The sequence below is a fragment of the Carnimonas nigrificans ATCC BAA-78 genome (assembly GCF_000526695.1).
Classification (GTDB): domain Bacteria; phylum Pseudomonadota; class Gammaproteobacteria; order Pseudomonadales; family Halomonadaceae; genus Carnimonas; species Carnimonas nigrificans.
Window position 1 is genome coordinate 211,555 of record NZ_JAGO01000013.1, and the last position, 12,088, is coordinate 223,642.

A 12,088-nucleotide genomic window follows, 5' to 3' on the forward strand; every position below is an offset into this window, starting at 1 on the left:
GAATTACTATTTCGGAAACGCCGTTTTTATATGGGAAGTCGTGTCCGTCTATGGCTGCATCCAAAACCTCAGCTCGTAATACAGGGGCTCGTCGCGAGGCGATTATCGCACTGCTGGAAGAGCAGGGTGACGTTAGCGTTGAATCATTGGCGAACGCCTTTGATACCTCAGAAGTTACGATTCGAAAGGATCTTTCCCAACTGGAGCAGGAAGGCATCCTGATTCGCCGTTATGGTGGCGCAGCACTGCTGCCCCGCGGCCAGATGCAGGATTCCACCTCTTGTCCGCTCAAGCGCAGGCTCGCTGAAGCTGCCAAAAGCCGCATCAAGGATCACGCCCGTATCGTGATTGATAGCGGTTCCACGACCAGCACACTGATTCCCCAGCTGAAAAACATCATGGGGTTGGTGGTCATGACCAACTCGCTGGAGGTGGCCAATCATCTGCGTGAATTGCCCAACCGACCTTCGCTGCTGATGACAGGCGGCACCTGGGATGAGCGCTCGCTCTCCTTTCAGGGGGTAACGGCTGAGCAGACGCTGCGCGTATATGATTTTGATCAGCTGTTTATTGGCGCTGACGGTATAGATCTTGAGCGCGGCACCACCACTTTCAACGAGCTGCTGTCGCTCTCACAGGTGATGGCGCAGGTTTCCCGCGAAGTGGTGGTGATGGTGGAGTCGGACAAAATTGGCCGGCGCATGCCCAATCTTGAGCTGGATTTCGATGCTATTGATGTCGTGATTACCGACGACCGGCTGGATGTTGCCAGCCGTCAAGCGATCATCGAGCACAACGTTGAGCTGGTGGTGGTCGAGTGTCCTGCGGGCAGTCGGTCGTAGTCTTTATTCCGGCAGGAAGCAGTGGCTGAGCGCTCGCTGCCTTCCCGCTGCAATTGTTAATGAACAAGATATTTCTTCAGCGCTACCGCCGTTGAAGAACAGGATCAGCAAGCATGGCTTTCAATGCACGGATAGCCGCCTGATCGTTTGAATCAAGGAGAATGACCATGTGTGGGATTGTTGCTGCCATCGCCAGCCGAGAAGTCCAGAACATTCTGTTGGAAGGGCTGAAACGGCTGGAGTACCGAGGCTATGACAGCGCGGGCATGGCGATTCTGAGCGACGCTGGGCAGCTTCAGCGCCAGCGTGAAGTAGGCAAGGTTGCAGCGCTGGAAGCGGCGCTGGCAGAACATCCTCTTAAAGGCCACATGGGGATCGCCCACACGCGTTGGGCAACCCATGGACGCCCCACCGCTGGGAATGCGCATCCACACTTTTCCAAGGGTGAGCTGGCGCTGGTACACAACGGCATTATCGAAAACCACGAAGCGCTGCGTGAAGAGCTTCAGGCAGAAGGTTATCTCTTCGAGTCGGAGACCGATACCGAAGTCATGGCGCACCTGATTGAGCGTGAATTCGAGCGCTGTGGTGATCTTTATCAAGCGACGCTTAACGTGACCTCGCGTTTGGAGGGCGCCTTCGCCATCGCCGTGATGCACAAGCATGTTCCCGGCGAAATCATCGGTGCCCGCAAAGGCAGCCCGCTGGTTGTTGGCGTGGGCATCGACGAAGCGTTCCTCGCTTCTGACCCCCTGGCGCTGCTGCAAGTTACCGATCGTTTTATCTATCTGCGTGAAGGCGACATCGTGCGGCTTGTCGGCGGGGATCTGATCGAAATTACCGACCAGCACGGCGAGCGAGTCGAGCGCGATACCGTGGTCTATGAACACGGCGATGGTGCCGCCAGTAAAGGCAACTTCCGTCATTTCATGCAGAAAGAGATCTTCGAACAGGCGACGACGGTAGGCGCAACGCTGGAAGGGCGGCTAGGGGCTGATCACGTCTTGCCGCAAGCCTTTGGTGCCGACGCTGAAGCGCTCTTCGAGCAGGTGCAGTGCATTCACATTATCGCCTGCGGTACCAGCTACCATGCTGGCATGGTGGCACGCTACTGGCTGGAGAAATTCGCCAGGATTCCAACCCTGGTTGAAGTCGCTTCCGAATATCGCTACCGCGATGTGGTGGTTCCCCCCGGTACTCTGTTCGTCAGCATTTCCCAGTCAGGTGAGACCGCCGATACCCTCGCTGCACTGCGTCATGCACAGCAAAGCGGCGACTATCTCGGCAGCCTGGCGATCTGTAACGTAGCCGGCAGCTCGCTAGTGCGTGAATCGGAGCTATCGCTGCTGACCATGGCCGGCCCCGAAATCGCCGTCGCTTCCACCAAAGCCACCACCACCCAGCTAACCGCTCTCATGCTGATGGCGCTCTCATTGCGTCAGATACGCTATGGGATCGACGAGACCATCGTCGAGCTGGTAGAAGCGCTGCGTAGGCTGCCCAAAGCGATTGAACGCACCCTCACCCTCAACGATAAAATCGAACAGCTATCCCGGCGTTTCGTTGAAAAGCAGCACGCCCTCTTCCTGGGACGCGGCGCCCAGTTCCCCATTGCCCTTGAAGGCGCGCTCAAGCTCAAGGAAATTTCCTATATTCACGCCGAAGCCTACCCTGCCGGCGAGCTTAAGCACGGCCCTCTCGCACTGGTCGATAGCGACATGCCCGTGATTGTTGTGGCGCCCAACGATGAACTGCTCGAAAAACTGAAATCCAATTTGCAGGAAGTGCGCTCCCGCGGTGGTCAGCTGTTTGTATTTGCCAACGAAGCCGTCGGCATTCAGGAAAGTGACGGCGTTACCGTCTTCTCACTCACCGATGTTGATGACCAGCTCGCCCCCATCATCTACACCATCCCGCTACAGCTGCTCGCCTACCACATCGCCGTGATGCGCGGCACCGATGTCGATCAGCCGAGGAACCTCGCGAAGAGTGTGACGGTGGAGTAGTGGTGTGGTTGGTAAAGGTTGAGTTGATAAGAACATCGCAGTGGGGATCATAGCCCCAGATAGATAAACAGCCTGAAAAACAGAGCTCCCATCCCTATAGATGGAAGGTTCTACCTTTCAGGCTGTTTACCCAGCAGGAGCCACCGCCTGGTGGCTCCGAAGGATCACGATGTCATGTGGCTCTGGCCGGTTTTCTCTTGGGCGATCGAGGTTCCGACATCAAGCCTTTAACAAGTCCGTAACAGCCTATCACCAGTACGATAGTGAATGGCAATCCGGTGGATACCGCAGCAGCCTGCAGCCCCTCCAGACCTCCTCCCAACAGAAGTGCGATGGCGATGGCACCTTCGATAAGACACCAGAAGACACGCTGCGATGTCGGCGCATCGACCTTACCCCCAGCGGTGATTGAATCAATGACCAGGGACCCTGAATCAGATGATGTAACGAAGAAAACGATTACAAGCACGGTACCGACAATGGAGGTCAGTGTTGCTAGTGGTAACTGATCGAGCATGACGAACAGCTTGAGTTCTAACGCTGCATCCTGAACTCCCTGAAAGCCAGTAGTGAGCTGTTGGTGGATCGCCGTCTCACCGAATGCGGTCATCCATAAGGTTGAGACCAGTGTCGGTACAAGGATCACCGACAACAGGAATTGGCGCACGGTTCGACCGCGGCTAACACGGGCGATGAACATTCCCACGAACGGCGACCAAGAGATCCACCAAGCCCAGTAGAATGTAGTCCAGTCCTGACTGAAACTTTCATCCTCGCGACCAAAAGGCATGGAGAGGGCGGGGATGTATTGGACGTAAGAGGCTAGATTAGTGAAGAAATCGGTGGCGATCATCAGTGTCGGACCAACAGCGATGATGAAGGCGAGTAACACGAACGCCAGCGCCATGTTGATCATGGAAAGGCGCTGTACCCCCTTATCGAGCCCAGATACAACCGAGATCAATGCCACAATGGTGATCGCTACGATCAGGATGGTCATCGTCACGGTGGTATTTGGCACATCGAACAGATAGTTAAGCCCCGAGGTCGCCTGGGAAGCCCCATAGCCTAACGACGTTGCCAGACCGAACAGTGTCGAGAATACAGCCAAAATGTCGATGCAGTGCCCCGGCCAGCCCCAGACGCGCTCACCCAGAATGGGGTAGAAGATGGAGCGAACGGTGAGTGGCAACCCCTTGTTGAAAGAGAATAGCGCCAGCGCTAGTGCCACGAGACTGTAGGCAGCCCAGGGATGTAGCCCATAGTGATAGATCGTTGCCGCCATACCTAGCGAGCGTGCCGCTGCCTCATTGCCTTGGGCGCCACTCAGCGGAGCTTCGGCATTTCCCGCGAGCGCGTTGCCGAAATGAGTCATGGGCTCGGCGACACCATAGAACACCAGTCCGATGCCCATCCCGGCGGCAAACAGCATCGCAAACCAGCCGAAATAGCCGTAGTCGGGTTTCGCATCGGGACCACCCAGCCGCACGCGGCCAAGCGGCGAGCAGATCAGTCCTATGCAGACGATCACAAAAATGTTGGCACCAGACAAGAAGACCCAGCTAAGGTGATCTGTTAACCAGTTTTTGACCCCATTGAGTACAGGCTCAACCTCGTTTTGGAACGCCAGAATCAGGAATACGAACGCTAAAATGACGATAGATGCTACCGTGAATACCTTGCCGTGGAGGTCGAACTCGAGCCCCATTATCCGGCTCGACACGTTGTCCTGACCGATGACGTAATCGGTGTTGATTATGTTGGTTGCCCCTTCAGGACGGCGAATTCCTTCCTCGTTGGTCGTGGGCTGATCGGCTTTTGAATCGTCGGATCCGTCATTTGGGTGCGGCGTAGTAACCATTGCATCGGCCTCTTTTTGCGTTGTAGATATTCTCATACCGAGTACCGGAATATAGCCCGGCATGAGAGCGGCATACCTAAAAAGGGTAGGCCATATGCCGGCATAAAATAAAGTTTTGTCCGAACCTCGATGGTTGCCTCTCTGAACTGGTCTAAAGTAACCGGTCATTTTTATCAAGATTATATAGTTATATGATCTATTAAGTAAAAAGGAATTAGTCGCCTATCTCATTGATTATTAGTAAAAAATATCGGGATTTGGTTGTATTAAGGAGGGCAGTTTCTGGGGGCAACAGCCATAGGGACACCTGTGATGCCTCCGCACCAAGGTCGTATTTTACTCTCAACGGAAAAGGCTCAAAATTACTGCTATTTTTCAATACCTACAGATGCATGGTATACAAAACCAAGGAATTCCCATGACCGCTGTTTCTCATTACATGGATGAAAATAAAAAAAATATTTTCGATGACATCCAAGAACTCGTTGCTCATCAGTCTCCTTCCACTGACAAGTTGGCAGTTGATAAATGTGGAGCATTTCTAGAGCAATTGTTCACTGAAAGGCTTGGTACAAAAGCCCAACGTTTTCCCCGTCAGGAAGTCGGCGATAATCGACTGTTCACTATTGGCTCTGGCAGCCGAAAAGTCCTTCTGATAGCTCACTTCGATACTGTATGGGATATCGGTCGTCTAGGAACCTACATTGAAGATGATAAGTTCTATGGGCCCGGTGGCTACGATATGAAAGCAGGTTTAGTTCAGGGGCTATGGGCAGTGAAAGCGCTATTAGATCTTGATTTGCTTGGGGATCGTAAAATCCTGTTTTTATGTACTACTGATGAGGAAACCGGTAGTCATCACTCACGACCACTGATTGAGGAAACGGCACAAGGTTGTGAATGTGCCTTAGTGCTTGAGCCTGCAGTAGAAGGTTCCGATGATCTGAAGGTAGGTCGCAAGGGGAGCGCCAATTATTTCCTGACCTTGCGTGGTAAGTCTTCCCATGCAGGAAATAATCCATTGGGCGGTATAAGTGCAGCAGAAGAAATGGCTCATCAAATTTTGCGTATCAATGCATTGCAGGATATGTCACGCGGCACTTCAGTGAATGTAGGAGTAGCTCAGTCAGGCACACGCACTAACGTTATTCCCGATACCGCTCATATTGCCGTTGATGTTCGTATTACTACGCGGGAAGAGGCCCAGCGCATCGAGCAAGCTATTTATAACTTACAGCCCGTTCTGGATGGTGCTCGCATAGAAGTTGAGGGTCAATTAAATCGCCCCCCAATGGAATTTGGTGAGGGTACTCGCAAATTATTCAAACTGGCACAGTCTTGTGCTCTCGAACTCGGATTCGAATTAGAAGGTAGTGAAGTGGGCGGTGGCAGTGATGGAAACTTTACTGCGGCAATGGGTATTCCCACATTAGATGGCTTAGGGGCATTGGGTGGTGGTGCGCATGCTGAGTATGAACACATTAGGATCAAAACCATTCCTCAGCGCGCAGCATTAGTAGCAGAACTAATTGCGGCGTTATAGATATATTCAAATTCCATAACAACAAGATGGCCGTTGGCTTTCAAGAGGAACACTTGGATGGCTAAAAAAAACTCTCAGACTTCACATTCAAGCCTGCAAAATCCTTATGTATTGCTTTTCTGCATGCTGGTACTTGCAGGTGCTGCTAGTTGGCTCATTCCTGCCGGACAATACGAGACAGAAAAACGCAATGGAATCTCTTTCTCGATTCCTGGTAGTTATCATGCGGTTGCCAGTCATGGTGTGTTGCCACAGGATCTGTTTCTTGCTATTGGGCAAGGTTTGATCAGTAGTGCTCCTATTGTTTTCATGGTGATGTTCACTGGTGGTGCCTTACGAGTGCTGGAACAAAGTGGTGCTATCGCCCATATGCTTTATCGCATATCTTCAAGTAAGCGTTTCAATGACTTTACTTTGGTACTTACCTTCTTTGTGGTGTTCTCGATCCTGGGCACCACAGGTATCATTGTAAATTCGGTCATTGCCTTTGTACCTTTGGGCATAATGGTGGCGCGTTCATTAGGGCTAGGTAAGCTCTTTGGTATCAGCTTTGTCTATGTAGCGACTTATACCGGCTACAACGCATCCATTACATCCCCTACGTCAGTAGGTGTTGCCCAGCAGCTTGCTGAGGTTCCACTGATGTCAGGCATAGGTTACCGCTCAGTAATTTATGTCTTGTTTCTGTTTGCGGCTATGGCTTTCATGTGGATCAAGATCAAACGAGCACGGGCCTCATCCCAGCATCGTGAGCTTGATAGTGGTGATGACACAGCAGTTATACCTTCTGCACCATCAGGACACCCTCGACGTCATGCCTTGACTCTGATTTGGGCCGCCATATGTCTAGTGGCCTATATTACAGGAGCCATACTGCGGCATTGGGAGTCGAGCGAAATGCTCGCCATGTTTGTCATTATGTCTCTCGGCGTGGGCATTATCTCTCGTATGTCGGCAGATACCATCGCTCAGAGCTTTCTGGCAGGTTGTGCCCAATTGGTCGGCGGTGCTTTTGTTGTAGGTCTAGCTCGTGCGGTATCGGTCATTCTTCATCAGGGGGTGATCCTTGACACTATCGTGTATTACTCGGTGCAGGTGCTGAATGATCTTCCTCATGCTTTCACCGCCATAGGCATGCTGTTTAGCGCCATGATCATGCACTTCTTTATCTCATCTGGCTCCGGAGAGTCAGCGGTATTGATCCCCATTTTTGCGCCGATTGGAGATGTCTTGGAGATTACCCGCCAGACAACGGTTCAGACCGCAGTACTAGGCGAAGGTGTAGTGAACTGTATCAACCCAACCTCAGGTGTTTTGATGGCCATTTTGGCAACATCTAAAGTACCTTTCACCAAGTGGGTCAAGTTTATTCTGCCACTTGTTCTGGTTTGGCTAGTGATCAGTATTGTCGCTCTTTATATCGCTGTGCAGATCAACTGGGGGCCCATTTAAGAGGTTAGCCAAGCCCTTGGAGGGGGCTCAATCCTCCTCAGGCAAGCTTAAGGATACAATGTCTTCTTAGATGCTCTCTAATGCAACAAAACATGTCTCCGGAATATCAGTGACCAGTTGTAATGCGACGTTAGAGTGCAGTACCGAGCGGTTATCCTTGGGGGCTGGTATCTGGCTAACCTTGGCATTAACGAGCTGCGTGCCCACTGACTTTTGGTAACTAATAGTTTTAGTGATGAGAATCGCACAATACTGGTCAATAAAATCACTTTATTAGCTACTGATGTCATCTTATTTTTTGTTAACCAATCCTATTGACCAAGGTAAAAAAACCTTCATCAGGTGTATCACTGTGTAGTTCTGCTACAACAAGCTGGGCTCACTATGGCTCATCACATAGCACAGGCGTGGGAAACCATTGACCGGGACGGGCACTCGCCCAGTTCATCTCATGCTCCTTCCTCTCTACTCACATACAGACGTTTTGTCTATGCGCTTGCGCAGTGATGAAAAAGCGACTTCACAAATCTTTATGTATATTGTATAAAATCTACAATGAGTGTGTGGAGCACATTCTTTGATGCTTGCTGTCCGCGATTCCAAGCTGCCTAGACCAGAGAGAAACCAGCATGAAGCGAATCCACGTTATTGATTCACACACCGGGGGAGAGCCGACACGCCTAGTGATGGAAGGTTTCCCGCCTTTGCCTGGCGCGACTCTGACTGACAAACGCAATTCCATGCGTGAGCACTATGACCACTGGCGGCGATCCTGCCTGCTTGAACCGCGGGGTAATGATGTACTGGTGGGAGCGCTTTACTGTGAGCCTGTTTCCCCCGATGCGACTTGCGGCGTGATTTTCTTCAACAATAGCGGCTATTTAGGCATGTGTGGCCACGGCACCATCGGGTTGGTGGCGTCGCTGCATTATCTTGGATGCATTCAGCCGGGCGATCATAAAATCGACACTGTCACTGGGACGGTCAGCGCTACGCTGCATGAGGATGGGGCAGTGACTGTGCGAAATGTACCGGCCTATCGCTATCGCCAGCACGTACCGGTGGAAGTACCGGGATATGGCGTAGTACATGGCGATATCGCTTGGGGAGGGAACTGGTTTTTTCTGGTAGGTGAGCACGAACATGCGATAACGCTGGCCAACGAGGAAGCTCTGACTGTTTTTACCTGGGCTATTCGCCAAGCGCTGGATACACAGGCCATCACTGGAGAGGGCGGCGGTCATATTGATCACGTTGAGCTGTTCGCCGCCGATACCGATATAGATCACCCAGCCGACAGTCGCAATTTCGTGCTCTGCCCCGGCAAAGCCTACGACCGTTCCCCCTGTGGAACAGGCACCAGCGCTAAGCTCGCCTGCTTGGCTGCTGACGGAAAATTGGCTCCCGGTGATATATGGACTCAAGCCAGCATCACGGGCAGCCGGTTCGAGAGTTATTTCGAGTGGGAGGAAGAAACAGCAGGCAATGGCGGCGAGAGCGCGCAGCGTATTCGCCCTTATATCAGGGGACATGCCTATTTGAGCGCCGACAGTACCCTACTCATTGATGATCAGGATCCTTTCGCCTGGGGCATCCCGCGATGATGCATCGGCGCACCGCCGTTGGCGCGCCACTGACTCAATTACCTTGAATGATTTTCAGAGGAATGATTATGAACGACAATATTTTTACTGGTTGCATTCCCGCTTTGATGACTCCCTGCACGGTGGACAGGAAGCCGGATTACGATGCTCTAGTCGCCAAGGGACGTGAGCTCATTGAGGCTGGTATGAGCGCTGTTGTCTATTGTGGCTCGATGGGTGACTGGCCGTTGTTAAGCGAGGCCGAGCGTCAGGAGGGTGTGGCACGCTTGGTTGAAGCTAATGTCCCCACTATTGTTGGTACTGGTGCTGTCAATTCTCGCGAAGCCGTCTCTCATGCAGCACATGCGGCCAAAGTGGGGGCACATGGTTTGATGGTAATCCCTCGTGTGCTCTCACGTGGAACCTCCAGTGTGGCTCAAAAGGCGCACTTCTCCGCCATTTTGAAAGCGGCTCCTGAACTCCCTGCGGTGATATACAACAGCCCTTACTACGGTTTCGCGACTCGCGCTGATCTGTTTTTCGAACTGCGTCGCGAATTTCCCAATTTGATTGGTTTCAAAGAGTTCGGTGGTGCTGCGGATCTACGCTATGCCGCCGAACACATCACTTCCCAGGACGATGATGTCACCTTGATGGTGGGTGTCGATACTCAAGTGTTCCACGGCTTCGTTAATTGCAACGCTACCGGTGCTATTACTGGGATAGGAAATGCTCTGCCGCGTGAAGTGCTGCAACTTGTCGATCTCAGCAAACAAGCTGCCAAAGGGGACCCCAAGGCGCGCAGGATGGCTCAAGAGCTAGAGTCTGCATTAGCAGTGCTCTCCTCTTTCGATGAAGGGGCTGATCTAGTGCTTTATTACAAGCATTTGATGGTCCTGAATGGTGATACCGAATATACCCTGCATTTTAACGATACCGATGCTCTGAGCGATGCTCAGCGTCGCTATGTAGAAAACCAGTACGCCCTGTTCCGCGACTGGTATGCGCAGTGGTCAGCCAATCTCGATGCCTGACCCGTCGCGGTAATCCCAGATTATCGTGAACGAGCCTTCCGGGGTGGGGAGATGCTCACTACCCCGGACCGTTGACATGTAACCAGGAGGCAAGATGAAACTGACAGGTGAAATGCTGATAGGCCAACAAACCGTCAAGGGCAGTTGTGATCCGATTCATGCGATCAACCCGGCTACCGATGAGCAACTTGAACCTGCCTACCCTGGTGGTACGCAGGTAGAAGTTGAGCATGCCTGCAAATTGGCATGGAGCGCATTTGACACTTACCGCGAAACTTCCCTTGAAGACCGTGCCAAATTCCTTGAAACCGTGGCCGACGAGATTGAGGCGATCGGTGAGGATTTGATTGAACGTGCAGTAGCAGAGTCTGGGCTCTCGCAGAGCCGTATTCAAGGCGAGCGTGGCCGTACCTGTGGGCAATTGCGTTTGTTCGCCAAGACCGTGCGTACTGGTGAGTGGCTCGATGTTCGTATAGATCCAGGTATGCCGGATCGCCAGCCAATGCCCCGGGTTGACCTGCGTCAGCGTCATATCGCGTTAGGCCCGGTTGCTGTCTTTGGTGCCAGTAACTTCCCCTTGGCATTTTCCGTTGCAGGTGGGGATACCGCCTCTGCTCTGGCTGCTGGTTGCCCAGTGATCGTTAAAGCACACAGCGCACATCCTGGTACGAGTGAGATGGTAGGTCGAGCGATTCAGTCTGCGATCAATAAGTGTGGTCTTCCGGAAGGTGTCTTTTCACTGATATACGGGGCTGGGTATGAAGTTGGTACGGCGCTGGTTACTGACCCTCATATCAAAGCTGCGGGGTTTACCGGCTCACGCAGCGGAGGTTTGGCATTATGGAAAGCCGCCCAGTCACGCTCCGAGCCGATACCGTTCTATGCCGAAATGAGTTCGATCAATCCGGTATTCCCTTTGCCGGAGGCCCTGAAGGTGCGTGGCAGGGAGATGGGCAAGGCATTTGTTGGGTCACTCAACATGAGTGCCGGACAGTTCTGTACCAATCCGGGGCTGGTCATCGCGATTAAAGGGCCGGATTTGGATGCATTCATTGCTGCAGCTGGTGAGGCCGTTAAAGAAAGTGCTGCTCAGACCATGCTGACACCAGGTATTGCCGATGCTTACGCTAGCGGTGTTAAAGGGCTGTCATCCAGCGGAAAGGTTAAGGAAGTGGCACGTGGTCAGGCAGGTGAAGGCCCCAACCAATGCCAAACTGGACTTTTTGTAGCCTCGGCGCAGGATTTCCTTGGTAGTGAAGTGCTGCAGCAGGAAGTTTTTGGTTCCACATCACTGGTAGTTGAGTGTACTGATGCGGCCGAGTTGGAGAAGGTTGCTGAGCATTTAGAAGGCCAGCTCACTGCTACGCTACAGATGGACGGTGCCGATCTGGATAATGCAAAGGCGTTGCTACCGATTCTTGAGCGTAAGGCAGGCCGTGTAATGGTTAACGGCTGGCCGACCGGTGTTGAGGTTTGCGATGCCATGGTTCATGGTGGACCGTTCCCGGCAACATCTGATTCTCGCACTACGTCTGTGGGTACAGCGGCGATCTTCCGCTTTCTTCGCCCAGTCTGCTATCAGGATTTTCCGGATGCACTGCTGCCAGAAGCGATCAAGCAGGGCAATTCGCTTAAACTGAAGCGTTTAGTCGACGGCAAGCGCGAAGCCTGATCCATCATGGGTAGGTAGCAGCGGGGGAGTGCCAATTGCGGCCTCCGCTGCTGTGCGTTGACGGAAAATTGCCATCTGCATAAAATATGCAAAAT

Annotated in this window: 8 protein-coding genes; 7 read left to right on the forward strand and 1 reads right to left on the reverse strand. The window is 52.5% G+C overall.

Translation table 11 applies throughout. The annotated features are described in order from the left end of the window. The first annotated feature begins 50 nt into the window (after positions 1 to 50). Both L881_RS0108435 and glmS read left to right on the forward strand, forming a co-directional pair. Positions 51 to 842, forward strand: coding sequence for a DeoR/GlpR family DNA-binding transcription regulator (locus L881_RS0108435; protein ID WP_025733266.1), 792 nt, complete (start codon positions 51 to 53; stop codon positions 840 to 842). A 167-nt stretch (positions 843 to 1,009) separates the two neighbouring features. Then, on the forward strand, positions 1,010 to 2,848 hold the full coding sequence (glmS, locus tag L881_RS0108440) for a glutamine--fructose-6-phosphate transaminase (isomerizing) (protein ID WP_025733267.1): 1,839 nt from the start codon (positions 1,010 to 1,012) through the stop codon (positions 2,846 to 2,848). A gap of 172 nt (positions 2,849 to 3,020) precedes the next feature. On the opposite strand, the gene L881_RS0108445 is transcribed toward glmS, so the two are convergent. Beyond that, positions 3,021 to 4,709: a BCCT family transporter gene (locus L881_RS0108445; RefSeq protein ID WP_025733268.1), complete on the reverse strand. Its 1,689-nt coding sequence runs from the start codon at positions 4,707 to 4,709 to the stop codon at positions 3,021 to 3,023. A 418-nt stretch (positions 4,710 to 5,127) separates the two neighbouring features. Here L881_RS0108445 and L881_RS0108450 point away from each other — a divergent pair, with 418 nt between their 5' ends. The 5 genes from L881_RS0108450 (at position 5,128) to L881_RS0108470 (ending at position 11,993) form a co-directional block, all read left to right on the forward strand. Further along, on the forward strand, positions 5,128 to 6,252 hold the full coding sequence (locus L881_RS0108450; RefSeq protein WP_025733269.1) for a M20 family metallopeptidase: 1,125 nt from the start codon (positions 5,128 to 5,130) through the stop codon (positions 6,250 to 6,252). 57 nt (positions 6,253 to 6,309) lie between these two features. After that, positions 6,310 to 7,704, forward strand: coding sequence for a YfcC family protein (locus L881_RS0108455; RefSeq protein WP_025733270.1), 1,395 nt, complete (start codon positions 6,310 to 6,312; stop codon positions 7,702 to 7,704). 629 nt (positions 7,705 to 8,333) lie between these two features. Beyond that, positions 8,334 to 9,308, forward strand: a complete 975-nt coding sequence (locus L881_RS0108460) for a 4-hydroxyproline epimerase (protein ID WP_025733271.1) — start codon at positions 8,334 to 8,336, stop codon at positions 9,306 to 9,308. 68 nt (positions 9,309 to 9,376) lie between these two features. Beyond that, positions 9,377 to 10,321 carry a dihydrodipicolinate synthase family protein gene (locus L881_RS0108465; RefSeq protein ID WP_025733272.1) on the forward strand — a complete coding sequence of 315 codons (945 nt, stop codon included), beginning with the start codon at positions 9,377 to 9,379 and terminating at the stop codon, positions 10,319 to 10,321. Between the two features lie 94 nt (positions 10,322 to 10,415). Beyond that, a complete protein-coding gene (locus tag L881_RS0108470) occupies positions 10,416 to 11,993 on the forward strand; it encodes an aldehyde dehydrogenase (NADP(+)) (protein WP_025733274.1) in 1,578 nt (525 codons plus the stop codon). Positions 11,994 to 12,088 lie beyond the last annotated feature (95 nt).

Excerpts from the sequence above, each read along its gene's own strand:
- L881_RS0108465 (WP_025733272.1), top strand. The coding sequence starts at position 9,377 with ATGAACGACAATATTTTTACTGGTTGCATTCCCGCTTTGATGACTCCC.
- L881_RS0108435 (WP_025733266.1), top strand. The coding sequence starts at position 51 with ATGGCTGCATCCAAAACCTCAGCTCGTAATACAGGGGCTCGTCGCGAG.
- glmS (WP_025733267.1), top strand. The coding sequence starts at position 1,010 with ATGTGTGGGATTGTTGCTGCCATCGCCAGCCGAGAAGTCCAGAACATT.
- L881_RS0108460 (WP_025733271.1), top strand. The coding sequence starts at position 8,334 with ATGAAGCGAATCCACGTTATTGATTCACACACCGGGGGAGAGCCGACA.
- L881_RS0108450 (WP_025733269.1), top strand. The coding sequence starts at position 5,128 with ATGACCGCTGTTTCTCATTACATGGATGAAAATAAAAAAAATATTTTC.
- L881_RS0108470 (WP_025733274.1), top strand. The coding sequence starts at position 10,416 with ATGAAACTGACAGGTGAAATGCTGATAGGCCAACAAACCGTCAAGGGC.
- L881_RS0108445 (WP_025733268.1), bottom strand. The coding sequence starts at position 4,709 with ATGGTTACTACGCCGCACCCAAATGACGGATCCGACGATTCAAAAGCC.
- L881_RS0108455 (WP_025733270.1), top strand. The coding sequence starts at position 6,310 with ATGGCTAAAAAAAACTCTCAGACTTCACATTCAAGCCTGCAAAATCCT.